Consider the following 26,071-nt stretch of genomic DNA (forward strand, 5'->3'; position numbering starts at 1 on the left):
CGGGGTGCAGGGTGCCCTTTTCAAAGGGCGGCCCTGCTGGGGGAGGCAACCGCAGTTGCCGGGGGCAAAGCCCCCACACCACCCCGTAGGGCGCAAATGCGCTTTTGATGGCCGTCAGGCTGTCAAAAGTGCTTTTGCGTTACTTTCGCAGAAAGTAACAAAGGCTCGCCGCTTGCGCGGCGGAAAAGGGAGGAGGGATTGATTTGAAAAGGACAATCAGCGCCATGGTGGGCCAAGGATCGGTGAACCATAACAGTAGAAAATTCCACGCCAAGAACACTGACCCGGAACGCTCCCACTTGAATATAACCTACTGCCAGGAGAATATCAAGGCGGTGTACCATGAACTCTTTGACGAGGCTCTGGAACGGTACAACGCTAAACAAACCAGGGCCGACAGAAGGATAGAGGATTACTATGAGAAGATCCGCTCCGGCAAGCAGGAAAAGCCGTTCCATGAAATCATCCTGCAAGTGGGCAATCGAGATGATATGAGCGCCGACAGCGAGGAGGGACAGCTTGCGGCAGCGGTTTTGGACGAGTACATGAAGGGCTTTCAAGAGCGCAACCCCCAACTCCGGGTGTTCTCTGCCCACCTCCACATGGACGAGGCTACGCCCCATCTGCACATTGACTTTGTACCATTCACCACCGGGAGCAAGCGAGGGCTGGACACGAGGGTATCTTTGAAACAGGCGTTAGCGGCCCAGGGTTTCCAGGGCGGCACCAGAGGGGACACAGAGTGGAGCCAGTGGGTGCGCTCGGAAAAGGAGCAGCTTTCCCTGGTCATGGAGCGCCACGGGATTGAGTGGGAGGACAAAGGCACCCACGACAAGCACTTGTCTGTGCTGGACTACAAGAAAGAGCAGCGGGCAAAGGAGATCGCCGTTCTGGAGACGGTCAAGGCGGAGAAAGAAAACCAGGTGGAGAGCCAGGAACGGCGGCTCAAAGAACTTGCCCCGGCGGTGAAAAATATGGAGCGGTTGGCAGCGGATTTCTCCGCCAATCCGGAGGAGATTTTGCCGGAGCCGGGAACGCTGGAAACAGGCCGGGCCTACCGAGAGAAAAAGGCAAAGCCCCTGCTGGCCCAAATCGTCAAGGTGCTGCGCTCCCTGTATCTGGCCTATGTGGAGCTGCGGGGGAAATTTGAGCGTCTGCAAGGGGACTATGGCCGGGTGAGGGAGAGCAACATCCGCCTGTCTGATCGATTGCAGGAGGTCAAGTTGGAAAACAAGGCCATGCGGCAAGTCTCCGCTGACTATGAGCGGGTCAAAAGGGCCTTTGGCCCAGAACAAGTGGACAGAATATTAGAGGCAGCTTACCAGCAGGAACATGCCGAAAAGGAACGGAAACGGGCCGCAAAGTCAAAAATTCGGATAGACGCACGATAATCACCAAAACCGGAGGGTATTCCAGTGAATACCCTCCGATTTTATTTGTGGAATCGGTAAAATGATTTCTTGTTTTTTAGAGCGTACTATGATATACTGCTATTATCCTGATTTGAGGAGTCTATCAAATATGCGGCAAGGTATTCTTAAATAAAATTTGATAATGGGCGCAAAAATGATTGCCCCTTGCAGGGGCTTGGTTTTTGTACCCAATTTTAAGAATACTTTTGCCTTTTTAGTAAATATCGTGACGGACCGCGGCTTATGTAAGTCGTGTATGTTTCTGTGTGTCCGAAGTCATGATCCCCAGCGGTAAAAGTATTAGCCGCTGGGGATTTTTGCGCCCATTCGGGCCTTGTATGGAGGATAGACATGAACATTATCAATATCGGGATTCTTGCCCATGTAGACGCTGGAAAGACGACCTTGACGGAGAGTCTGCTATATGCCAGTGGAGCCATTTCAGAACCAGGGAGCGTCGAAAAAGGGACAACGAGGACGGACACCTTGTTTTTGGAGCGGCAGCGTGGGATTACCATTCAAGCGGCAGTCACTTCCTTCCAGTGGCACAGATGTAAAGTTAACATTGTGGATACGCCCGGCCACATGGATTTTTTGGCGGAGGTGTACCGCTCTTTGGCTGTTTTAGATGGGGCCATCTTGGTGATCTCCGCGAAAGATGGCGTGCAGGCCCAGACCCGTATTCTGTTCCATGCCCTGCGGAAAATGAACATTCCCACCGTTATCTTTATCAACAAGATCGACCAGGCTGGCGTTGATTTGCAGAGCGTGGTTCAGTCTGTTCGGGATAAGCTCTCCGCCGATATTATCATCAAGCAGACGGTGTCGCTGTCCCCGGAAATAGTCCTGGAGGAAAATACCGACATAGAAGCATGGGATGCGGTCATCGAAAATAACGATGCATTATTGGAAAAGTATATCGCAGGAGAACCAATCAGCCAGGAAAAACTTGCGCGGGAGGAACAGCGGCGGGTTCAAGAAGCCTCCCTGTTTCCGGTCTATCATGGCAGCGCCAAAAAGGGCCTTGGCATTCAACCGTTGATGGATGCGGTGACAGGACTGTTCCAACCGATTGGGGAACAGGGGAGCGCCACCCTATGCGGCAGCGTTTTCAAGGTTGAGTACACCGATTGCGGCCAGCGGCGTGTCTATCTGCGGCTATACAGCGGAACGCTGCGCCTGCGGGATACGGTGGCCCTGGCCGGGAGAGAAAAGCTGAAAATCACAGAGATGCGCATTCCATCCAAAGGGGAAATTGTTCGGACAGACACCGCTTATCCGGGCGAAATTGTTATCCTTCCCAGCGACAGCGTGAGGTTAAACGATGTATTAGGGGATCAAACCCGGCTCCCTCGTAAAAGGTGGCGCGAGGCCCCCCTCCCCATGCTGCGGACGACGATTGCGCCGAAAACGGCAGCGCAAAGAGAACGGCTGCTGGACGCTCTTACGCAACTTGCGGATACTGACCCGCTTTTGCGCTGCGAAGTGGATTCCATCACCCATGAGATCATTCTTTCTTTTTTGGGCCGGGTGCAGTTGGAGGTCGTTTCCGCTTTGCTGTCGGAAAAATACAAGATTGAAACAGTGGTAAAGGAACCCACCGTCATTTATATGGAGCGGCCGCTCAAAGCAGCCAGCCACACCATCCATATCGAGGTGCCGCCCAACCCGTTTTGGGCATCTATCGGACTGTCTGTTACACCACTCCCGCTTGGCTCCGGCGTACAATACGAGAGCCGGGTTTCGCTGGGATACTTGAACCAGAGTTTTCAAAACGCTGTCAGGGATGGTATCCGTTACGGGCTGGAGCAGGGCTTGTTCGGCTGGAACGTAACGGACTGTAAGATTTGCTTTGAATACGGGCTTTATTACAGTCCAGTCAGCACGCCGGCGGACTTCCGCTCATTGGCCCCGATTGTATTGGAACAGGCATTGAAGGAATCGGGGACGCAGCTGCTGGAACCTTATCTCTCCTTCACCCTCTATGCGCCCCAGGAATACCTTTCCAGGGCTTATCATGATGCACCGAAATACTGTGCCACCATCGAAACGGCCCAGGTAAAAAAGGATGAAGTTGTCTTTACTGGCGAGATTCCCGCCCGCTGTATACAGGCATACCGTACTGATCTGGCCTTTTACACCAACGGGCAGAGCGTATGCCTTACAGAGCTAAAAGGGTATCAGGCCGCTGTCGGCCAGCCGGTCATCCAGCCCCGCCGTCCAAACAACCGCCTGGACAAGGTGCGCCATATGTTTCAGAAGGTAATGTAAAGATACATAATCGTCAAGACGGCAACAATCAGAAGTTATGGAGGGTAACAATGGAATATCGTAAGGAAGATTTAATGGAAGCAAAAAAGCAAATTTTGGGAGTGGGAGAGAACATGGGAACAGAGGAAAGTAAAAAAATCTGGGAGGAGAACGCACAATTTTGGGATAATGCAATGGGTGACGAATCTAATGAATTTCACAGAGAGGTAGTGCGTCCCAAAGTAACGGAACTTCTATCTCCTAATCCTGCGGATTATATTTTGGATATTGCGTGTGGCAATGGAAATTATTCTTCGTATCTTGCACAAAGAGGCGCTTCGGTTGTCGCTTTTGATTACAGCAAAAAAATGATAGAATTGGCTAAAAGACGGCAATCACAATATGCAAAACAAATTGAATTTTGTGTGGCGGATGCGACCAATAGAAAAAGTATATTAGAATTAAAAAGAAATCGAGCCTTTACGAAAGCAGTTTCTAATATGGCAATTATGGATATTACGGATATTGAACCACTTCTTATGGCTGTTTATGAACTGTTGCAGGAAAGCGGAATTTTTGTCTTTGCAACGCAACACCCTTGTTTTGTCACGTTGACTGAAAAATATATGACACCGCACAGTTACTATGATATAGCGATTGAAGGGCAACCGAAAGAGCAGATTTATTATCATCGTTCCATACAAGATATTTTTAACCTTTGTTTTAGAGCTGGATTTGTCATTGATGGATTTTATGAAGAATGTTTCAAAACCAACAAAGAAATTCCTATGGTAATGATAGTAAGGCTTAAGAAGGTAAAACGTGATACCTTACAATAAATTCAAGTTTGTCGGGTAAATAGCAAAGCCAGCCGAGCCAGCGGGCGGTCAAGATGAACGGGCTTCGCCCACCGTTGACAGCCCCGCCCGGTTTCGCAGTTAGGCAGTCAAGGAGCGACAGCAAGGAGTGCTGCCGCCCCGCACTATTATTCAGAGAGGGGGAATTTCCATGACAGACCAGAAAGCCTATCAAGAATATATCCAGCGCAGGTACAACGCCTCTTGCAAGGCTGTTATCCGCTGTGCCTGACAGCGTCCGTCCGTGCCGGAATTATGTAGAGCTCCACATAATTCTGTTGTATTTCCCAGCCTTTTGTGATACTATTTTGATACTAATAAACTTTACAGCCGAAAATAGCAGGTGGAATATTAACATATTTGCGAAAGTTTTTCCTGCGAAATCACCTCAAATACACCCTACTATATCTGAATTTGCCGAGTGGGAATGATTTCAGAGGCCCAAAAAGCCCGATATGACTGGGTTTTGAGGGATTAAGGCCTTCTGTGGCAACGATTTGGTACCAATGGTTTATGGTTGAAAAAACAGGGTGCCCGTCTGACGGTTGAAATCAGAGGGGCACCCTGTTTTCTCTATTTCTGAGAGTTTGTCCCTCCTCACCTCTTGGGATCTGCCCTGGCGGAGCTGGGAATGGACACTACTATCGACCATGTAACGGACTTCACGCAAATCGCCGCCTATGGGGTTATGACGACCCCGGCGCTGGTGGTGGATGGCAAGGCGATAAAAAATATCAAATTATATACTACTTTCTAACTTTCTTTTTTAATAGAAAAAGCCTGTGACAAAAGTCACAGGCTTTATATTTAAAGTAAAAACACAGGCGGCAGGGCCTGTCTTCAGACCTTGTAACAGCCGCCGCCGATAAACTCCCGCATCAGGGAGGTCTTCGGAACATCGTCGGAGGGAATAGGTAAAAAGTAGTTCAGGAACTTCAAAAGACGTTTGGCTTCTGTGTACTCGCCACAGTCTTTGGGCACGGCAAAGAGCAAAGACTCGATATATGGCTTCAGCAGAGCCGTTTCATAGATCAGGGCAGAATTAAAGATCACATCCGCGCTGTCCTGATAGGGGAAGATATAACGCTCCTCCCCCCGCCTGACAGACGGCCACATCTGGATCGTGGCTCTTGCGCTGTACCCCCGAGTCCTGGCGTCCCGCTCGATCCGGCGGAGGAGGCGGGCGTCCGTGGTGGGGATGCGGTTGTGGTCATCGATATTCAGTGTAGTCAGACAGCTAATATAGATTTTATACTTGCTTGCCGTGGGGAGCGAATAGGAAAACTGGTCATTCAGGCAGTGGATGCCCTCGATGACGAGAATATCCTGGGGGCCGAGGGTGAGGTAGTCACCATTATATTCCCGCGCCCCCTTTTTGAAGTTGAATTGAGGAATCTCAACGCTCTCCCCCCGCAGAAGCCTGGTCATATCCTGATTAAACAGTTCGACATCCATGGCCCCCAGACTTTCAAAATCATACTGCCCATTCTCGTCGCGGGGAGTATCTGCGCGGTTTTTAAAATAGTTGTCTGTGGCGATGGGGTGGGGGTGCATCCCACAGGCCAGCAGCTGTGTGGACAGGCGGTGAGAGAAGGTAGTCTTACCAGAGGAGGAGGGGCCGGCGATCATGATAAACCGGACGTCTTTCCGTCGGGAGATCTCTTCGGCGATGTCGCCAATCTGCTTCTCCATCATGGCCTCCTGGGTCAGGATCATCTGGGTGGCGCCGCCGCTGGCAATCGTCTCATTCATCTCCGCCACGTTGGAAATGCCCAGCTTCTCGGACCTAAGCGTGGCATCATAAAGGGCCTGAAAGACCTTGACAGAGGGGTGGAATTCCGCCAGCGCATGGGGGTTTTTCTGGCTGGGCAGAAGAAGGACAAAGCCTTCCTGGAACAGTTGAAGATCAAACCATTTGAGATAGCTGGTGTCCGGGACCATGTATCCATAAAAATAGTCTGAAAAGCCGTCTAGAGAATAGATATTGACATGGGAATTGATCCGGAATTCAAACAAACGGGACTTGTCGTACATCCGATTTTTCTGAAACAGGTCCACAGCGTCGTCCGTGCTGATAGAGTGTTTTTGAATGGGGATTGCCTGGTTTACAAGCAGCCGCATCCGCTCGCCGACCTGATCCAAGAGGGACTGGTTGAGGACAAAGCTGCCCTTGGCCCGAATAAACAGCCCTGGGCCAATAGAGTATTCCACAGAAATTCGCTCCACGTTTTCGCTGCCTGCCACATCATAAAAGGCCTTGAGCATCAGAAAGACCGCGCTTCGCTCGTAGGTTTGGATGCCGGGCTTGTCCTTTGCTGTGATTATGTCCAGGGTGCAGTCCCGGTCCAATGTTTTATTCAGCTCACAGAGCTTCCCGTTTCGGCTGACCAGCAGAATGTCGTTTTCATATTGCTCCTGAAAGTCAGCGGCAATGGTTTGATAAGTGGTCCCATAGGGGTAGGCGCGCGCAGTCTCGCCCACAGTTACGGCGCACAGCTTGGTCTGTTCCATAAAAACTCCTTCCTCAGGTCAACGCGGCCGGATGGATTGAAAGACGACGGTCAAATATCATTGTATCACCGGGGGCATGGGAAATCAACCAGTCAGCGGAACAGAAAAAACCATCCTCCCGCTGGTAAGGCGGGAGGATGATTCATGTGCGCGGGATTAGACGCGAATCAATTCGTATTTCCGGCTCCCCAGACCGATCTTCTCGGCGTGTTCCAGGCAGGTGCGCCACTCGGACTCAGGGGAGGAGTTGGTGAAGTGATCGTGGTGGTCGTGGAAGCCGGGGTCGGCCAGATGGTCGGACAACTGGCTGTTGGGCATGGGGGTAGCAGCCAGACAGGCGTCTACGCAGGCCTGGTCCAGCGCCAGGGGATCAAAGGAGGCAAACATCCCCAGGTCGGGCAGGATGGGGGCGTCATTCTCACAATGGCAGTCGCAGTTGGGAGAAACATCCACCACCAAAGAGATGTGGAAGGAGGGACGGCCGTGCACCACGGCTTTGGTGTACTCCGCCATGCGGCAGTTGAGGACTTCGTTGGCGTTGTCGTTGTCAAAGGAGATAGCGTCAAAGTTACAGGCTCCCAGACAGCGCCCGCAGCCTACACAGTGGTCGTGGTCCACATGCATCTTCCGTGTCTGCTGGTCAAAGACCAGTCCGCCGTTGGCGCACTCCCGCTGGCAGCGCAGGCAGCCCCGGCACCGATCAGGGGAGATGCTGGGCTTTCCACTGCTGTGCTGCTCGGTTTTACCGGCCCGGGAGCCGCAGCCCATGCCGATGTTCTTAATGGCCCCGCCGAAGCCGGTCATCTCATGTCCCTTGAAGTGGGTCAGGCTGATGAAAACGTCGGCGTCCATCACGGCACGGCCGATCTTCGCCTCCTTCACATACTCACCGCCCACCACGGGGACAGCCACATCGTCAGTCCCCTTCAGTCCATCGCCGATAATAACAGGGCAGCCCACAGAGAGGGGCGTGAAACCATTTTCCCAAGCGCACTCCAGGTGCTCCAGAGCGTTTTTACGGCTGCCGGGGTACATGGTGTTGCAGTCGGTAAGGAAGGGCTTGCCGCCCAGCTCCTTTACTACGTCGGCTACCGCCTTGGCGTAATTGGGGCGGAGATAGCTGATGTTGCCCAGCTCTCCGAAGTGCATCTTAATGGCCACAAACTTGCCATCCATGTCGATTTGGCCGATGCCGGCCTTGCGGATGAGTTTCTTCAGCTTGATAGGCAGACTATCGCCAAAGGCGATCGTGCGAAAATCGGTAAAATAGACCTTGGACTCTGCCATGATCGGTTCCCTCCTGAACAATATGATTCTCAAAAACTACTTTCACTTGTCCTATTATAAAGGTTGGAGTACACTCCATGTCAAGAGGAGATTTGAACGCGGGCCACAGGTGGGGTAAGAGGAGCGCCCTCCGGCCTTTTGGGACCGCTATGTATAAAGACGGATAATATCCTCCGCAACGGATCTTTTGGACACACAGCGGTCCATCGCCTGATGCTCGATATAGTGGTGGGCATCCGGCTCGGTCATCTTCAATTCACTGATGAGTAACCATTTGGCCCGGTTGACTAGGCGGATCTCCTCCATCTTCTCTTCCAGAGGCAGGACGCGCTTTTCCAGCCTCCGGAGCCGCTCCCGGGTGCTGACCATCCAGCTGACCGCCCGGAGGAGCATGGTCCGGGAAAAGGGCTTGGGCAAGGTGAATACTCCGTGCTCTGCCACTCGGTCATAGACCTCGTCATGGAGGTCGCTGGGGACAAGTAAAAGGATGACAGTCCCCCTCAGACGGCAACTGTCAACGGCGAACCGAACGCCGGAGTCATCCGGAAGGGGAGAGTTGATGAAGATAAAATCAAAGGACCGCTGGGTTAGGGTCTGCTCGGCGGCGCTTACGCTAGACACTGTGACCACCGGCTCACAGGGAGTTTCCTGAAGGACGGCGGAAAAGCCGATGTTGAACCGCTCCGCCGATGATACAAAAAGAACGCTGTATACCTGCTCCTTCAGGCTCATGGCTTCCCACTCCTTTCCCTGTTATGCAGACGGGCTTCAGGCCCGCTTGCGGTATTCCGCCAGGATGGCTTCCGGGATATAGGTCTGGATAAAGGGGCTGTCTGCGGCGGTGGCGCAGGCGGACTGGAGGTTCTGAGGCAGCCGACGGAATTTTACCAGCGTCTCTGCGTCCGCCTGGTAGAGGTCCACCTCGGCGGGATGAGGCATCTCCAGATGCCGCTCAATGCCGTACAGGCCGGCATAGATCATCAGTGCGAAGGCCAGGTATGGGTTGGCCATAGGATCGGGAGAGCGCAGCTCCGCTCGACGGTACTCACCAGCCGCCGCTGGGATCCGGATCAGCTGGGAACGGTTCCCCTTGGACCAGGAGATGTAATCTGGGGCCTTATAGCCGCCCAGACGGGAATAGGACTCTCGGGTAGGGTTCAAAAAGGCGGTCATCTCCCCCACCTTGTCCAGCACACCGGCTACCATCTCGGGCAGGTGGTCCAGTCCATCCGTTGACTTCACTGACATATTGATGTGAAAGCCGTTGCCCGGTTTCCCCTCCAGGGGCTTGGGGCTGAAGTCCGCGCACAGTCCATTCCGCTCGGCAATGATTTTCACGATGGCCTGTAAAGTCATGGCATTGTCGGCGGCAGTGAGAGGGTCGGAGTAGCGGAAGTCGATCTCGTTCTGGCCGGGCCCCTCCTCGTGGTGGGCACACTCAGGCCAGATGCCCATTTGCTCCAGAGTGAGGCAGATCTCACGGCGGATGTTTTCCCCCTTGTCCTCTGGGGCCGTATCCATATAGTTGGCCCTGTCGTGGGGAATCTTGGTGGGCTCACCGTTTTCATCCCGCCGGAACAGGTAGAATTCCTGCTCCGCGCCAAAGAGAAACTGAAGCCCCCTCTCCTCAGCGCAGGCCACAGCCTGCTTAAGCAGGACCCGGCAATCACAAGGGAAGGGCTGGCCGTCGGGATAGACAATGGAGCAGAACATCCGCACCACCCGACCATGCTCCGGGCGCCAGGGGAGGAGCATCAGCGTCTCTGGGTCAGGCCGGAGGAGCAGGTCGGAATGGGCTACGTCCCCAAAGCCGGCGATGGCGGAGGCGTCAATGGCGATGCCGTACTCAAAGGCCCGGGGCAGCTCGGTGGCCACGATGGAGATGTTTTTCTGCCGGCCGAATACGTCACAAAAGGCGAGGCGGATGAACTTGATCTCCTCCTCCTGAACATACTGCATGACCTCGCGCTTGGAATATTTCACGGTCACACCAACTTTCATGGATATTTTTGCGTCGCCGGGCATATGCGAAGGCCGCAAAGCCGGCTGGCAGCCTGGTGGAACGGGATCCGCTGCTATTATAGCACCGGTAAAAATGGATTTTCCAGTGTTGTCTCCTATGGGAAAAAATTTTGGCGGTCCAGACAGAAACAGGAAAAATAGGGCGAAATGTTTTTGGAAACTGTTACAGAATGTACTAAACAGTCCAAAATCTCATTGACAAACGGCTGCCACGGGGCTATAATGCGGCACATAAAGGCAAAGGCGTCTTTAAGGATTTTCCTTAGAGGCACCTTCGCCTTTTTTGCATTTTTTTAGAAGTAGAAAGGGTGAAAGACAATGGCAGCTGTTCCGGAGTATTTTGGAAGCATGGTGTTCGACGACAGGGTGATGAAGGCAAATTTATCCGCTGAGGTATACCAGTCTTTAAAGAAGACCATCGACGAGGGGGCTAAATTGAATTTGGGTGTGGCCAACGCTGTGGCAGCCGCCATGAAGGACTGGGCCGTAGCCCAGGGGGCCACCCACTTTACCCACTGGTTCCAGCCACTCACCGGCATCACCGCCGAGAAGCACGACAGCTTTATCACCCCCTCTCCAGATGGAGGGGTTATCATGGAATTCTCAGGCAGGGAGCTGATCCGAGGGGAGCCGGACGCCTCCTCGTTTCCCTCCGGGGGGCTGCGGGCTACCTTTGAAGCAAGAGGCTACACCGCCTGGGACCCCACCTCCTATGCCTTTATCAAGGGGAAAACGCTGTGCATCCCCACGGCCTTTTGCTCTTACAGCGGCGAGGCGCTGGACAAAAAGACCCCCTTGCTGCGCTCCATGGAGGCCCTGAACCGACAAGCCCTCCGCATCCTGCGGCTGTTTGGAAATGACACGGTGAAACGGGTGTCCACCGCGGTGGGTCCAGAACAGGAGTATTTCCTGGTGGATGCCAAAATGTATGAGCGGCGCCGGGATCTGCGGTTTACCGGCCGAACTCTGTTCGGCGCCAAGCCCCCCAAGGGACAGGAGATGGATGACCACTATTTCGGCGTGATTAAACCCAGGGTGGCCGCCTTTATGGAGGACCTGAATGAGGAGCTATGGAAGCTGGGTGTCCTGGCCAAGACCCAGCATAACGAGGTGGCCCCGGCCCAGCACGAGCTGGCCCCTATCTATACCACCACCAACATTGCCACTGACCACAACCAACTGACCATGGAGATCATGCAGAAGGTGGCCGCCCGGCACGGGCTGGTCTGTCTGCTCCATGAGAAGCCCTTTGTAGGAGTGAACGGATCGGGTAAGCACAACAACTGGTCTATCTCCACCGACGCTGGCGTCAACCTGCTCTCTCCCGGTGATACGCCCTATGAGAACGCCCAGTTCCTGCTGTTTCTGTGCGCCGTCATCAAGGCGGTGGACGACTATCAGGACCTGCTGCGCATCTCGGTGGCCACGGCCGGCAACGACCACCGCCTAGGAGCCAACGAGGCGCCTCCCGCTGTGGTATCCATCTTCCTGGGAGATGAGCTGAACGGTGTGCTGGAGGCCATTGACCATGAGACCCCCTATCAGGGAGCTGCCCGGACCAAGATGAAGCTTGGGGTGGATATCCTGCCCAAATTCAGCAAGGATACCACCGACCGGAACCGCACCTCCCCCTTCGCCTTCACTGGCAACAAGTTTGAGTTCCGCATGGTGGGCTCCTCCGACTCTATCGCCTGTGCCAACATCATGATCAACACCGCTGTGGCTGAGAGCCTCAAGCTCTATGCCGACCGCCTGGAGGGGGCCGAGAACTTCCCCGCCGCCCTGCAGGAGCTGCTCCGGCAGACTATCCGGGAGCACAAGCGCATCATCTTCAACGGAAACGGCTACGATGATGCCTGGATCACTGAGGCCACAGAGAAGCGGGGCCTGCTCAACTACCGCACCACCCCGGACTGCGTCCCCCATCTGCTGGATGAGAAGAATGTCAGGCTCCTCACCTCCCACGGCGTGCTGACCTTGGAGGAACTTACCTCCCGGTATGAGGTCATGATGGAGAACTACTGCAAAACCATTCTGATCGAGGCCAACACCATGGTGGATATGGCCAGAACGGAGATCCTGCCAGCCGTGGAGTCCTTTGCGCTGGACACCGCCAGAGGGGCGGCCGCCAAGCGGGAACTGGTCCCTGGCTGCCCCTGCGGGTATGAGTCCGAGCTGGTAAAAAAGCTGTCTGCTCTCACGGATCAGATGGCGGCCAAAACCGCGGAGCTGGAGCAGGCGGTGCTGGAGGTGTCCTCCGCCGGGGATATCGCCCAGGAGGCCGCCGCTGTCCGGGATGTGATCCTGTGTAAAATGGGGCAGCTGCGCCTGGCCTGCGACGAGGCGGAGACCCTGACCCCCAAAAAGTATTGGCCGTTTCCCACTTACGGCGACCTGCTGTTTGGCGTGCGGTAACGACCAGATCCCTTCTGGCCCCGGCCTCCATTCGGACCGGGGCCCAATAGAGATTGGAGGAGCGTTTATGTGTTCCATTATGGGATATTGCGGCCCAGTGTTCGACCTGGAGGCATTTCAGGCCGGCTTTCAGCGCACGGTCAGTCGGGGGCCGGATGACAGCCGGATCGTTGACACAGGAAAGGGCCTGCTGGGATTCCACCGGCTGTCCATTATGGGCCTGACTTCTGCCGGGATGCAGCCCTTTGCGCTGGACGGCAGCTTCGTGGTGTGCAACGGCGAGATATACGGCTTTGAAAAGCTAAAAAAGCGACTGGAAGAAAAATATACCTTTGCCAGCGACTCTGACTGTGAGCTGCTGCTCCCTCTGTACCGGGAATACGGGGTGGAGATGTTCCGGATGCTGGATGCGGAATTCGCCTGCATCCTCTATGACGGTGAGAGACAGGAGTACATCGCCGCCCGTGATCCCATCGGCATCCGCCCCCTCTATTACGGATATGACAGCCAAGGAGTTATCCTCTTTGCCAGCGAGCCCCAGAACCTGCTGGGCCTGGCGGCGGGAGAAATACTGCCCTTCCCCCCTGGACATTACTATAAGGACGGCAGATTTATCTGTTACCGGGATATGACCCAGGTGGAGCGGATCTGCCGGGATGACCTGGAAACGGTATGCTGGAACATCCGGGAAAAGCTGATCGCCGGGGTGGAAAAGCGGCTGGTGGCCGACGCCAAGGTGGGCTTCCTGCTGTCCGGAGGGCTTGACTCCTCCTTGGTGTGCGCCATCGCCGCCCGGCGGAGCAAGACCCCGATTCGGACCTTTGCCATCGGCATGAGCGGCGACGCCATCGATTTGAAATACGCCAGGGAGGTGGCGGAATACATCGGCAGCCGCCACACGGAGGTGATCATCACACGGGAGGATGTGATCTCCAACCTGGAGCGGGTGATTCATCTGCTGGGCACGTACGACATTACCACCATTCGGGCCAGCGTGGGAATGTACTTGGTCTGTAAGGCCATTCACGAGCAGACCGATATTCGGGTGCTGCTCACTGGCGAGATATCCGACGAGCTGTTCGGCTATAAGTATACAGACTACGCCCCTTCTGCCCAAGCGTTTCAGGAGGAGTCGGAAAAACGGGTCCGAGAGCTGCACATGTACGATGTGCTCCGGGCAGACCGGTGTATCTCGGTCAACTCCCTGGAGGCACGAGTCCCCTTCGGAGACCTGGAGTTCGTGCGCTATGTCATGTCGGTGGACCCGGAGCGGAAGCGGAACCGATATGGAAAGGGCAAGTATCTGCTCCGCCACGCCTTCGAGGAGGGCGGCTGGCTGCCCCAGGATATCCTGTGGCGGGAGAAGGCGGCCTTCTCCGACGCTGTGGGCCACTCACTGGTGGACGACCTGAAGGAATACGCGGAACAGTGTTACACCGATGACGATTTCCAGAAGCTGAGGCAGAAGTATGTCCATGCCCGCCCCTTTACCAAGGAGTCATTGCTCTATCGTGAGATATTTGAGAAATACTATCCGGGGCAGAGCGGGATGGTCCTGGATTTCTGGATGCCCAACCGGGAGTGGGAGGGCTGCGACGTGGATGACCCCTCCGCCCGTGTGCTGGCCAACTACGGCCAGAGCGGAGTTTAAGACCATCACATAGGAAGCGAGTGAGCAGTTTGAAAGCGACTTTGATCTTGGAAAACGGAAGCGTCCTCTCCGGTACCAGCATCGGGAGCACAGAGACACGGGTGTGCGAGCTGGTGTTCAACACCTCCATGACTGGCTACCAGGAGATCCTGACCGATCCCTCCTATGCCGGACAGGGCGTGGTCATGTCCTATCCCCTCATCGGCAACTACGGGGTGAACAGCGAGGACAACGAGTCCAGCCGCCCCTGGGTGGAGATGCTGGTGGTTCGCCATCTGTCCCCCAGGGGGAGCAACTTCCGCCGAGAGATGGACCTGGGGGATTATATGAAGGAGCATGACATCCCCGGCATCGAGGGGGTGGATACCCGTGCCCTGACCAAGATGCTCCGCAGCCAGGGGAGCATGAACGCCATGCTGACCTGTGCCCAGCAGTTTGATGTGGGGCAGGTATTGGAGCGGCTGCACGCCTATAAGGTCCGGGATACGATCCAGAAGGTTACCCGCTCCGCCCCGGAGGAGTTTCCCGCCATAGGGGAGGAGCGGTACCATGTGGCCATGATGGACTACGGGGTCAAGCAGAATATGATAGACTGTCTCCGCCGCCGGGGATGCAGCGTCACGGCGCTGCCCGCCTCCACCCCGGCCGAGACAGTCCTCTCCGGCGGCTATGATGGGGTGCTGTTGTCCAACGGCCCTGGGGACCCGGCGGAGAACACAGACATGATCCGGGAGATAAAAAAGCTCTATGACAGCGGCCTGCCCCTGTATGGCATCTGTCTGGGCCACCAGATGCTGGCACTGGCCACCGGGGCCAGGACGGGAAAGATGGACTATGGCCACCGGGGCGGGAACCACCCGGTCCGGGATGTAGAGAGGGGCCGGGTGTTTATCACCAGTCAAAACCACGGCTATATGGTACTGGCCGATACCGTGGACCCGGTGGTGGCCCAGGTGTCCCACATCAATGCCAACGACGGAACCTGCGAGGGACTGCGCTACCGCCGCCCCAACTGCTTTTCCACACAGTTCCATCCAGAGGCCAACCCCGGCCCCAGGGATATGGAGTATCTGTTTGACCGATTTGTAGCGTCTATGGGAGGGAAAACAAATGAGTGAAATGCCTCAAAAGCGGGAGCTGCTCTACGAGGGCAAGGCGAAAAAGGTGTACGCCACAGATGACCCGGAGCTGCTGATTGTATCCTATAAGGATGACGCCACCGCCTTCAATGGGCTGAAAAAGGGTACCATCGTCGGTAAGGGTGTCATCAACAACCGGATGAGCGATTTGCTGATGGCCCGGCTGGAGCGGGAGGGAATCCCCACCCACCTGGTCCGGGAGCTCAACGACCGGGATACCCTGGTAAAGAGGGTGGCCATCGTCCCCCTGGAGGTCATCGTGCGCAACATTGCCGCCGGCTCCTTTTCCAAGCGGTACGGGGTGGCCGAAGGAGCGGTCTTTTACCGGCCGACCCTGGAGTTTTCCTATAAGAATGATGAGCTGGGGGACCCTCTGCTCAACGATGACCATGTGCTCGCCCTGGGGCTGGCTTCCCCGGAGGAGGTAGCGGTCATCCGGCGCTATGCCCTGGAGGTCAACAGGCTGCTCCGGGAGATCTGGAAGCAGTGCGGTGTCACACTGGTGGACTTCAAGCTGGAGTTTGGCCGGCTGCCAGACGGTACCATAATCCTGGCCGATGAGATCAGCCCCGACACCTGCCGCCTGTGGGACAGTCAGACTGGGGACAAACTGGACAAGGACCGCTTCCGCCGGGATCTGGGCGGCGTGGAGGCGGCCTACCGCCAGGTCATGGACCGGCTCAACCAACAACTGTAAACGGAGGGAACGATATGTCAAACTGCGCCATCGTGGGCATCAACTGGGGGGACGAGGGCAAGGGAAGGATGGTGGATCTGCTCACCCAGGACTATGACCTTGTGGTCCGCTACCAGGGGGGCGGCAACGCCGGACACACCGTCATCAACCAGTATGGAAAATTTGCCCTCCATCTTCTTCCCTCGGGTATTTTCCGCCCGGGGGTCGTCAATGTCCTGGGGAACGGGGTGGCTCTGGACCCGGAGAACCTGTGGACAGAGATAGAGGATGTGATGTCCAGAGGAGTGGAGATCAGCCCGGAGAATCTGAAGATCAGCGACCGGGCCTCGCTTCTGCTGCCCTGGCACCGGGAACTGGACGAGCTGGAGGAGAAGCGGCTGAAGGACCACAAGTATGGCTCAACCAAGCAGGGGATTGCCCCCTTCTACTCCGATAAGTACCAGAAAAAGACCATTATGGCCGGAGAGCTGTTCTATCCGGAGGAATTACGGGACCATCTGGCCCAGCTTCTGGAGTGGAAGAACCTAACCTTGACTAAGGTGTATGGGGCAGAGCCCTTCACCATGGAGAGGGTGGAGAAGTGGCTGGCCAACAGCTGCGAAAAAATCAAGCCCTATCTCTGTGACAGCGGGGCCTATTTGAAGCAGGCCCAGAGCCGGGGAAAGAGCATCCTCTTCGAAGCCCAGCTGGGTTCCCTTCGGGACCTGGACTTCGGCATCTACCCCTACACCACCTCATCCAACACCACGGCGGCCTACGCCCCTATCGGTTCCGGCCTGCCCTCCGCCAAAATTGACCGGGTGGTAGGTGTGGTAAAGGCATACTCCACCTGTGTAGGGGAGGGGCCCTTTGTCTGTGAGATGTTCGGTCCGGAGGCGGAGAAACTGAGGAAGGCGGGAGCGGAATACGGCGCCAAGACCGGCCGGCCGCGGCGGGTAGGCCCCATCGACCTGGTGGCCACCCGGTACGGGGTGGAAATCCAGGGGGCCACAGAGATCGCACTGACCAAACTGGATGTACTCAGCTATCTGGACCGAATCCCTGTGTGCGTCCGCTACCGGCTGGACGGCCAGCCTACAGAGAGCTTTCCCTTCCCCACGGCCCTGGGCAAAGCCCTGCCGGAAATCGAGTATCTGCCGGGCTGGAAGCAGGACATCTCCTCGGCCCGTAGGTGGGAGGATCTGCCCCGCCAGGCCCAGGAGTATGTGGGCCATGTGGAGCGGGCCATCGGCTGTCCTATCGCCTATATCTCGGTGGGGCCGGAGCGGGACAGCGTCATCAGAGTATAGAGTATAAGGAGGACGACAAATGACTGACCGATATGAATCCCCGCTGTCTACCCGTTACGCCTCCCCCTATATGCTCCAGCTTTTTTCCGCCGATACCCGCTATCAGACCTGGCGGCGGCTGTGGGTTTCCCTGGCACGGGCGGAGATGGAACTGGGCCTGCCCATTACCCAGGGGCAGGTAGAGGAGTTGGAGGCCCACATCACCGAGATCGATTATGACTGTGTCAGGCGGCGGGAGAAAGAGGTGCGCCACGACGTGATGGCCCATGTCTACGCCTTTGGACAGGCGGCCCCCTCTGCCGCCGGCATCATCCATCTGGGGGCCACCAGCTGCTATGTCACAGACAACGCCGATCTGATCCTTTACCGGGATGGGCTGCGCTATCTCCGCCAGCAGCTGCTTCAGGTGATGGCCAATCTGGCCGACTTTGCCCAGCAATATCGGGCCCTGCCTACCCTGGGCTACACTCACTATCAGCCCGCCCAGCTGGTCACGGTAGGTAAGCGGGCGGCGCTCTGGCTCCAGGACTTGGAGTCCGACCTGTCCGAACTGGACTTCACCCTGAAGAACGTCAAGTTCCTGGGCTGCCGTGGGACTACCGGCACTGAAGCCAGCTTCCTGGACCTGTTTGACGGGGACCAGGAGAAGATCAGTCAAATGAACCGGAAGATTTCCTCTGACTTCGGATTTGAGGAGTGCTTCCCGGTGTGCGGCCAGACCTACCCCAGAAAGCTGGACAGCCGCATTTTGAATTGCCTCTCCTCTATCGCCCAGAGCTGTTACCGTATGGCCAATGATATCCGCCTGCTCCAGCACGACAGGCAGGTGGAGGAGCCCTTTGAAAAGGACCAGATCGGCTCCTCCGCCATGGCCTATAAGCGCAACCCTATGCGCTGTGAGCGAATCTGCTCCCTGGCCCGCTATCTGATGGCCGACGCTATGAATGCCCCTATGACTGCCTCGACCCAGTGGCTGGAGCGGACGCTGGACGACTCAGCCAACCGGCGCATTGCCCTGCCCGAGGGCTTCTTGTGCGCTGACGCTATCCTGCGTCTGGCCCAGAATGTAACAAACGGGCTCCATGTCAATGAAAGAGTGCTTGAGAAAACGGTAAAGGAGTACCTGCCCTTCATCGCCACGGAAAATCTGATGATGGAGGCGGTAAAGCGGGGGGGAGACCGGCAGGAGCTCCATGAAATCATCCGCCGCTGCTCCATGGCAGCCACCGCCCGGATGAAAGATGGGGGGGACTGCGACCTGTTGGACCGGCTGGCCGGGGAGCCGTCCTTCGGCCTGTCACGAGGGGATATGGAGCGGCTGCTGAACCCGGAGCTGTATACCGGCCGGTGTGCCCAGCAGGTGGAGGACTTTGTCCAGAGCATCCGTCCGCTGTTTGCGGATCTGGAGCGGGAGACTGCCCGGATCGAGCTGTGAGAACAGGCTGCGGCCAGTGAAGGGAGAGAAGGGGCTATGACAAACTATATCTTTGTGACTGGAGGCGTGGTGTCCGGCCTGGGCAAGGGGATCACAGCGGCGTCCTTGGGCCGGCTCCTGAAGCAGAGGGGGCTGAAGGTAAAAGTCCAGAAGCTGGACCCATATCTCAACGTGGACCCAGGGACCATGTCCCCCTATCAGCACGGGGAGGTCTTTGTCACCGATGATGGGGCGGAAACTGACCTGGACCTGGGCCACTATGAGCGTTTCATCGATGAGAATCTGACAGTAAACTCCTCGGTATCAGCGGGCCGGATATACTGGAACGTACTGAATCGGGAGCGGAAAGGGGACTATTTGGGTGGAACGGTCCAAATCATCCCCCATATTACCGACGAGATCAAGCGGTGTATTTATACCTTGGAGGGGCCTGAAACCGATGTAGCCATTGTAGAGATCGGTGGTACGGTAGGCGATATCGAATCCCAGCCGTTCCTGGAGGCCATCCGCCAGGTGGCCGCCGAGCGGGGGAGAAAAAACGTCATGTTTCTCCATGTATCCCTCATCGTATCCATCCCAGGGACCGGGGAGCTGAAATCAAAGCCCACCCAGCACTCGGCCAAGGAGCTGCTCTCGCTGGGCATCCAGCCCGATGTTATCCTGTGCCGTAGTGATGAGGCGGTGCCCCAGGAGATCCTGGAAAAGATATCCTTATTCTGCAATATCCCGGTGGAAAACGCCATCCCAAATCTGACCGCCGGCCTGCTCTACGAGGTCCCGCTGATGCTGGAGAAGGCGGGACTGGCTCAGGTGGTGGTGAAGCATCTGGGGCTGGAGTGCCACGCTCCGGACCTGACCGAGTGGGATACTATGGTTCAGCGGGCCAAGCACCCAAAAGGAGAAGTGGAGGTCGCACTGGTGGGTAAGTATGTGGCCCTCCATGACGCCTACCTCTCTGTGGTGGAGGCGCTGACCCACGGAGGGATCGAGAACGGGGTAAAGGTACACATCCGCTGGGTAGACAGCGAAGCGGTCACAGAGGGCAACGTGGAGATGCTCCTTGCCGGAGTGGACGGCGTCCTGGTACCCGGCGGCTTTGGCAGCCGGGGGATCGAGGGCAAGATCTCCGCCATCCGCTATGCCAGGGAGCATAAAATACCGTTTCTGGGCATCTGTCTGGGAATGCAGATGGCGGTGGTGGAGTTTGCCCGCCATGTGTGCGGCATGAAGGGGGCTCACTCCAGCGAGCTGGACCCGGACACACCTTATCCCGTCATCGACCTGATGGAGGGCCAGCGGGGCGTGACCGACAAGGGAGGCACCATGCGCCTGGGCGCCTTCCCGTGCCGCATTGACCGGGAAGACACAGCGGCGTTCCAAGCTTACAGAACGTCGGACATCTCGGAGCGGCACCGGCACCGCTATGAGTTCAACAACGAATATCGCCAGCGGTTGACCCAAGCTGGGCTGCGCCTGTCTGGTTTGTCGCCGGACGGCCGGCTGGTGGAGATAGTAGAGCTGCCCTCCCATCCCTGGTTTGTAGGCGTCCAATTCCACCCGGAGCTGAAAAGCCGGCCCAACCGGGCACATCCGCTGTTTCGGGAATTTATATTCGCGGCGAAGGAGAAAAACAGGGAATAAGGAAGCGCGCGGGCCGGCGCCAGCTTCAGAGCGGGAGGAATAGAAATGAGCATCCATGAGGAGTGCGGTGTATTCGGCGTCATCAGCCAAGCCCCAATCCAGGCGGCTAGCCTGGCCTATTACGGACTGTATGCCCTCCAGCACCGGGGACAGGAGAGCTGCGGCATCGTGGTCAACGATGACGGTGTATTCTTCTCAAGAAAGGATCTGGGGCTGTTGAGCCAGGTCTTTTCTCAGGAGGAGCTGGCCCGATTTCCCAAGGGAGCCATGGCGGTGGGCCATGTGAGGTACGGCACTACCGGGGCCGCAAATCGCGGCAACTGCCAACCCATTGAGGTCAACCATGTGAAGGGGCACATGGCCATCGCTCACAACGGAAACCTCAGCAACGCCGCCCAACTGCGGGGGCAACTGGAGCTGAAGGGAGCCATCTTTCATACCACCAGCGATACAGAGATTATTGCCTATACCATTACAAGAAAGCGGCTGACCTGCCCCTCCATTGAGGAAGCTCTGAGCAAGGCCATGGATGAGCTGGAGGGGGCTTACTCTCTGGTACTCATGTCTCCCAGGAAGCTGATCTGCGCCCGAGATCCCTATGGGTTCCGTCCCCTGTGTTATGGGGAACTGCCTGGCGGGGGCTATGTGGCAGCCTCGGAGAGCTGTGCTCTGACTGCCGTAGGAGCGCGGTTCGTCCGTGATGTAGAGCCAGGAGAGATCCTGGTATTCAGTCCGGAAGGAATGGTCGCCCGGAGGGAGCACTGTGGAAAAGCCGCGAGGCGGCCTTGTATTTTTGAGTACATCTATTTTGCCCGTCCGGACTCGGTCATCGACGGGGTATCTGTCCACGCCGCCCGACTCCGGGCCGGAAGGATCCTGGCACAGGAGCACCCGGTTCAAGCGGACGTGGTGGTAGGGGTGCCGGACTCAGGGCTGGACGCCGCCCTTGGATTCAGCCAGGCCTCCGGTATCCCATACGGAATTGGACTGCTCAAAAACAAGTATATTGGGCGCACCTTTATCTCGCCGGGACAGGAGCAGCGTCTGGACAAGGTGAAGATCAAGTTAAGCGCCATCGGAGAGACCGTCCGGGGCAAGCGAGTAGTCCTCATTGACGACTCCATTGTCCGGGGTACTACCAGCGGCCGTATCGTCAGCCTTCTACGAGAGGCGGGAGCCTGTGAGATCCATGTGCGTGTTTCGGCGCCACCCTTTTTGAATCCCTGCTACTATGGCACAGATATCGACTCGAAGGAAAATCTGATTGCCTGCAGCCACACGCCAGAGGAAATATCAGACATGATAGGGGCGGATTCGCTGGGGTATCTTCCACTGTCCAAGCTGGGGGAACTTATCGGGGGAGGGAACTGCTGTGACGCCTGTTTCAGCGGCAGATATCCCACCGCAATACCCTCGGATACCAGGAAGGACCGCTTTGAACGGAAGCTATCCCAGTAGATGGTGCCAGCAGCGGACAGTAAATCGAGGGATGTCACCTCCTAAGATTGGAAGGAAAAGAATTAGATATTTAAACAGAGAGGAAAATCTCCCATTTCAATGATTGAAATGGGAGATTTTTAGATTAGAGAGATGAAATCGCTCCCCTTATAAGATCCTGCCTGTACCGGACAGGTTCAGCGTATTTTTCTCTTGGAAGGACGGATGATCAGGAATAACACGCCTGCAAGGAGAAGAACACATTGGGTCACAATGGCGCCCACGGGCAAGGAAAAGGCCGGATCTAGCACGCCCAGGGCCAGAGGACGGCTTACAAAGATACTGCCATTTAACAGTCCAAGGGATTCAGGTAGGGGCAGCGCCGTCAGAAGAATGGGAAGGAGCATCCACGGGAAGATCAGCCAGGGCCGTACTCTCCCCAACTGCCAGCCACTTCCCAGGGCAAACACCAAAGGAGGGGCCAGGGTAGTTAGGGCTGGGAGGACCAGCTCCCCCCAGCGGCACCAGCCGAAGTATCGACCGTAAAACACCGCCGCTTCGCCCAGGCAGGCCAAGGCCAGCAGCCCCGTCCCCACCAGAGCGGCGGCGCACCGGGCCAGGGCGTATCGATAGGGCTCCGCCGGGGCGGCGTCGGTGAGCACCGCTGCCCGCCGGGCTTTTCCCGAAGTAAAGAAGGTCAGAAAAAACAGGGCCCCGATCCACAGCAGGGGGAGCAGCCGGCACAGGTAGTCCCCAAAGCTCCATGGGGAGAAGGGGGCAGTGTGGGACACCCCCAGGATGGTCACCCGATTCAGGACCTGCCACCCGTAAAACAGCAGGACTGCCAACAGGCCCAGGAAAAACTTGTTCCACAGCAGCCGCCTGCACTCATATCCGAAAATCTTAGCCAAGATCCAACGCCTCCTCCGTCAGCCCGCAGGCATCCAAAAACTCCTGATAGGTGAGATAGGGATACATGGGGTCCAGCTCTCGGGTAAACAGGCCGCACAGAACCTGGTCCATGGCCTCTTCCCCGCCGACCAGTTTCTCCGCCTTTAAGATCTTCAAGGGCATCTCGTGGTACTGACGTATGAAGGACAGGCTGTTGCTGATCGCTAATTGCTCCTCCTGGGGCAACTTGGCCAAGAACTCTGGATTGCGGACATAGAAATCTAGGTAGTAGTCCTCCACCTCCCGCTTCCACTGGTCTACATAGTGTGTTTGGGCGTAATCTTCGCCGTAGAGCTCCTTTACGATACGGTAGGTGGTGTACACGGTCAAACCCTCGGCAGACCAGGGAGAGGCAGGGGCCGCCAAATCAAACATATTGCCCAGGCCCCACCACTGGTGGACCAATTCGTGTATCATTACCTCACCGGGGGCGGCGCCCTTGCCTCCGTCGCTGAGATTGGCGGCGGTGAAGTCCGCCTCATCCAGCAGGCTGGCCCCGTCTGCGGCATAGCCGCCGCCAGACACTCGGCTCTGGACAAGCTTCAGGGTTTTCCCGGCGCCAAAAGATAGGGGACCGTAATGCTCTGTGCAGTAGTCCACCACCGCCTTTACCGCATCTGCCGCGCCAGCCTCCGCCATCACAGCCTGGTGCTTACGGCCGTAATAGAACTGGATGGTCATACCCCCGGCCTGAATGTCCTCCCGGATATAGTCCCCAGCATAGACAATTCCGCCGGTGCTGCTGAACTGATAGCGCCAGGTGGCGGTGCCGTCGTCGTGCTGGGCCACCACTTCCGCCTCACTGGAGCCGAAGGGGATGACCGTCATGGAGGAGGGCAGGGTGAGCTCCATGGTGGTGGGATAACCCGCCTCGCCTGGCAGCACATTCATCAGCCGGGGAGACAGGGCTGCGTTTTCCAGACACAGGTATTCCCCGCTGATCTCCGCGCTGCCCTGCATCGTGGACATGACGTTGCTCTCTTGGGGAAAGCCGCTGTACTCCATGATTAACTCCACCTGCTCATCAGCGGGGAGAGTTACCTCCAGCAGGGCTTCGTTATATTCCTGGTAGTCGCTTACAGAGAAAGGAGCCTCCACACCATTGGCCCGCACATTAGAGATTGTGTAGCCAGGGGTCACGCCAAAGGACGCTGTTCGTTCCTGTTGGGAGGTATTTTCAAACTGATAGCTGGCCCGACCGAAAACTGTTCCAGAGGCGGTATCTGGAAACACCTGAGCGGAGCGGCCGGTGCACACCACCCCCTCGGCATAGGTAATTTCGTAAAAGGTCATGGCCATCAGGTCCGGATTGCTGTGGTCTACGAAGGGCTGGGCGGCATAGGCGGCGCCAGAGCCGATCAGGAGCAGCAGGGCCACAGCGGGGCGGTAGGCCCGCCGGGCATTCTGGGCCAGAGAACCCAGGAGCCCCTTTTCATACCGCCGGACGCACAGGTAGGAAACAGCCCATATCCCAGCCAGGGCTGCCAGCCAGGTCAGGCGCATATAAGCCACGGACCGGAAGATACGAAGGTTAGAAAAGTCATCGGACAGGGCCCACACACAGGGATTGAGCCAGCACAACTGCCAGTCCCCGGCCCACACCGTAAGACTTAAAGCGGAAAAGGAGGTAAAGAGAACCAGGGATAGGTCCACCCGCCGGGTGAACTGATAGGCGGATGCTGCCGCCAAAATGGACAGCCACAGGGCCAGCCCCATGAGCAGCCCGTAGGCCAACAGGTAGTCGGCTCCATCAAAGACAGAGCCGATGAGTTGCCGGCTCACCGGGAACCACACTACAACAGTAAGGCCCAGTCCCAGTGCCGCTGTTGCCATTAGAGCGGGCAGGCGCACCAGGGCCATCATCAGGGGAGAGACCGTCCCGTCCACCAGCAGGCTGACCCGGCCGCGCTCCGTCCGGTCCAGCTCGTACACTGCCAGAAGGCCGAACAGGACACCGCCCACAACGCCGCCGGCCAGAGCTGGGTTGGCCAGATAGGTGGACAGCATGGTGCTGGCGGCGGCAGGCCGGTAGAGCACCAACCCGGCGGCAGGAGAGAGGACGGTCAACAGCAGGACCAGCCAGGTCAGACGGCTTTTCAGTAGCCGCCCAAGCTCCAGAGAAAACAGACGCGGGGGCTTCATTGGACCGCCTCCTGGGAAATGAGATAGAGGTAGGCGTCCTCCAGGGTGGGGTCCGACGGCTGGGCGAAGGGAGGGAGCACGTCAGCCACCGCCCGGCAGCGGACTCCCTGGCCGGTATTTACTCGGGCGGTGATGTGAAGTCCATTCTCCTGGGCAGCATCCTTCTCCCAAAAGATACCCACATGACCGGTGGCGGTCTGGATCAACGCCTCTGGGGTGCCAGAAAACAGGACCTGGCCCCGGTTAATGACCACAAGCTGCCCACACACGGACTGTATGTCCTCGATAATGTGGGTGGACAGCAGCACCAGCCGGTCTTGGGCGGCCTGGGAAAAGAGATTGCGGAAATGAATACGCTCTTCTGGATCCAGGCCCACTGTGGGCTCGTCCAGAATCAGCAGCTCCGGATCCCCCAAAAGAGCTTGGGCGATGCCCACCCGCTGGCGCTGCCCGCCGGACAGGGTGCGGATTTTGGCCCTTGCCTTTTCCTCCAGATTGACGGAGCGGATTACCTGCCGTATGACGGCTCTGGAGCCCCGCAATCCCTTGAGGGCTGCCATGTAGTCCAGAAACTGTTCCACAGTGAGTTCGTCGAACAGTCCGAAGTCCTGGGGCAGATAGCCCAGCCGGGCCTTCAGTTGCCGCTCCACCCTGGTCAGAGGCTGTCCATCCACCAGAATGGAGCCGGTGGTGGGGAGCAGGGCGGCCACCAGCAGCTTCATCAGGGTCGATTTGCCCGCCCCGTTGGGGCCCAGCAGACCCACCAGGCTGGGGGAGCGCAAATCCAGAGAGAGGCCCTTAAGAGCCTGCTTTCCGTTGGGATAGGTCATGCCGACGGTTTGAATGTTGATCTCCATATGTGTCAGGTTCCTTTCTGCTTGGGATGCGGTTAGGATACCAGCGCCATATGGAGACGGTTTGGAGCGGGTGTGTGT

Annotated in this window: 18 protein-coding genes and 2 pseudogenes; 13 read left to right on the forward strand and 7 right to left on the reverse strand. The window is 56.9% G+C overall.

The features are described 5' to 3' along the window. The first annotated feature begins 224 nt into the window (after window positions 1-224). The 5 genes and pseudogenes from ACEVJK_RS10800 to ACEVJK_RS10820 all read left to right on the forward strand — a co-directional run. Window positions 225-1,391, forward strand: a complete 1,167-nt coding sequence (locus ACEVJK_RS10800) for a plasmid recombination protein (protein ID WP_004010383.1) — start codon at window positions 225-227, stop codon at window positions 1,389-1,391. A gap of 372 nt (window positions 1,392-1,763) precedes the next feature. Then, complete coding sequence (tet(W), locus tag ACEVJK_RS10805) at window positions 1,764-3,683, forward strand: tetracycline resistance ribosomal protection protein Tet(W) (RefSeq protein WP_031474227.1); 1,920 nt, start codon at window positions 1,764-1,766, stop codon at window positions 3,681-3,683. A 50-nt stretch (window positions 3,684-3,733) separates the two neighbouring features. Continuing rightward, window positions 3,734-4,501 carry a class I SAM-dependent methyltransferase gene (locus ACEVJK_RS10810; RefSeq protein WP_004010385.1) on the forward strand — a complete coding sequence of 256 codons (768 nt, stop codon included), beginning with the start codon at window positions 3,734-3,736 and terminating at the stop codon, window positions 4,499-4,501. Window positions 4,502-4,670: 169 nt separating this feature from the next. Further along, window positions 4,671-4,748, forward strand: a pseudogene (locus ACEVJK_RS10815) (sigma-70 family RNA polymerase sigma factor); the annotation flags it as partial. Between the two features lie 384 nt (window positions 4,749-5,132). Continuing rightward, window positions 5,133-5,276 (forward strand): annotated as a pseudogene (locus ACEVJK_RS10820) (thioredoxin family protein); the annotation flags it as partial. An 83-nt stretch (window positions 5,277-5,359) separates the two neighbouring features. On the opposite strand, the gene ACEVJK_RS10825 reads toward ACEVJK_RS10820, so the two are convergent. The 4 genes from ACEVJK_RS10825 to ACEVJK_RS10840 all read right to left on the reverse strand — a co-directional run bounded on the left by ACEVJK_RS10825 (window position 5,360) and on the right by ACEVJK_RS10840 (window position 10,306). After that, the gene (locus ACEVJK_RS10825) at window positions 5,360-7,030 is read right to left on the reverse strand and encodes a nucleoside kinase (protein WP_374740545.1); all 1,671 of its coding nucleotides are present in this window, start codon (window positions 7,028-7,030) and stop codon (window positions 5,360-5,362) included. A 156-nt stretch (window positions 7,031-7,186) separates the two neighbouring features. Next, window positions 7,187-8,317, reverse strand: coding sequence for a DUF362 domain-containing protein (locus ACEVJK_RS10830; RefSeq protein WP_374740546.1), 1,131 nt, complete (start codon window positions 8,315-8,317; stop codon window positions 7,187-7,189). Window positions 8,318-8,464: 147 nt separating this feature from the next. Next, window positions 8,465-9,049, reverse strand: a complete 585-nt coding sequence (locus ACEVJK_RS10835) for an ANTAR domain-containing response regulator (protein WP_147571351.1) — start codon at window positions 9,047-9,049, stop codon at window positions 8,465-8,467. Window positions 9,050-9,085: 36 nt separating this feature from the next. After that, window positions 9,086-10,306, reverse strand: coding sequence for a glutamine synthetase family protein (locus ACEVJK_RS10840; RefSeq protein ID WP_374740547.1), 1,221 nt, complete (start codon window positions 10,304-10,306; stop codon window positions 9,086-9,088). Window positions 10,307-10,657: 351 nt separating this feature from the next. On the opposite strand from ACEVJK_RS10840, the gene ACEVJK_RS10845 reads away from it, so the two are divergent. From ACEVJK_RS10845 to purF, 8 genes are all read left to right on the forward strand, one after another. Continuing rightward, window positions 10,658-12,754 (forward strand): glutamine synthetase III, encoded by a 2,097-nt coding sequence (locus tag ACEVJK_RS10845; protein ID WP_374740548.1) that lies wholly within the window; start codon window positions 10,658-10,660, stop codon window positions 12,752-12,754. A 67-nt stretch (window positions 12,755-12,821) separates the two neighbouring features. Next, window positions 12,822-14,405 carry an asparagine synthase B gene (gene asnB, locus ACEVJK_RS10850; protein WP_262670098.1) on the forward strand — a complete coding sequence of 528 codons (1,584 nt, stop codon included), beginning with the start codon at window positions 12,822-12,824 and terminating at the stop codon, window positions 14,403-14,405. Between the two features lie 29 nt (window positions 14,406-14,434). Further along, window positions 14,435-15,523, forward strand: a complete 1,089-nt coding sequence (locus ACEVJK_RS10855) for a carbamoyl phosphate synthase small subunit (RefSeq protein ID WP_374740549.1) — start codon at window positions 14,435-14,437, stop codon at window positions 15,521-15,523. Then, a complete protein-coding gene (gene purC / locus ACEVJK_RS10860; RefSeq protein WP_240288014.1) occupies window positions 15,516-16,241 on the forward strand; it encodes a phosphoribosylaminoimidazolesuccinocarboxamide synthase in 726 nt (241 codons plus the stop codon). Before ACEVJK_RS10855 ends, purC begins: the two co-directional genes overlap by 8 nt. A 14-nt stretch (window positions 16,242-16,255) precedes the next feature. Beyond that, a complete protein-coding gene (locus ACEVJK_RS10865; RefSeq protein WP_374740550.1) occupies window positions 16,256-17,530 on the forward strand; it encodes an adenylosuccinate synthase in 1,275 nt (424 codons plus the stop codon). Between the two features lie 19 nt (window positions 17,531-17,549). Next, a complete protein-coding gene (gene purB, locus ACEVJK_RS10870) occupies window positions 17,550-18,965 on the forward strand; it encodes an adenylosuccinate lyase (RefSeq protein WP_374740551.1) in 1,416 nt (471 codons plus the stop codon). Window positions 18,966-19,001: 36 nt separating this feature from the next. Next, window positions 19,002-20,606: a CTP synthase gene (locus ACEVJK_RS10875; protein ID WP_374740552.1), complete on the forward strand. Its 1,605-nt coding sequence runs from the start codon at window positions 19,002-19,004 to the stop codon at window positions 20,604-20,606. Window positions 20,607-20,651: 45 nt separating this feature from the next. Continuing rightward, window positions 20,652-22,064 (forward strand): amidophosphoribosyltransferase, encoded by a 1,413-nt coding sequence (purF, locus tag ACEVJK_RS10880; RefSeq protein ID WP_374740553.1) that lies wholly within the window; start codon window positions 20,652-20,654, stop codon window positions 22,062-22,064. Window positions 22,065-22,240: 176 nt separating this feature from the next. Here purF and ACEVJK_RS10885 read toward each other — a convergent pair whose 3' ends face one another. Genes ACEVJK_RS10885 through ACEVJK_RS10895 form a run of 3 tightly spaced genes read right to left on the reverse strand, consistent with a single transcriptional unit; the run spans window position 22,241 to window position 25,993 of the window. After that, window positions 22,241-22,954: a hypothetical protein gene (locus tag ACEVJK_RS10885; protein ID WP_374740554.1), complete on the reverse strand. Its 714-nt coding sequence runs from the start codon at window positions 22,952-22,954 to the stop codon at window positions 22,241-22,243. Then, entirely contained in the window at window positions 22,947-25,136 is a 2,190-nt protein-coding gene (locus tag ACEVJK_RS10890) for a hypothetical protein (protein ID WP_374740555.1), read from the reverse strand. The genes ACEVJK_RS10885 and ACEVJK_RS10890 overlap by 8 nt, the downstream gene beginning before the upstream one ends. Continuing rightward, the gene (locus tag ACEVJK_RS10895) at window positions 25,133-25,993 is read right to left on the reverse strand and encodes an ATP-binding cassette domain-containing protein (RefSeq protein WP_374740556.1); all 861 of its coding nucleotides are present in this window, start codon (window positions 25,991-25,993) and stop codon (window positions 25,133-25,135) included. Before ACEVJK_RS10895 ends, ACEVJK_RS10890 begins: the two co-directional genes overlap by 4 nt. Window positions 25,994-26,071 lie beyond the last annotated feature (78 nt).

The organism is Flintibacter sp. P01028 (assembly GCF_041925235.1).
In the GTDB taxonomy this organism is placed as follows: Bacteria; Bacillota; Clostridia; order Oscillospirales; family Oscillospiraceae; genus Lawsonibacter; species Lawsonibacter aceti.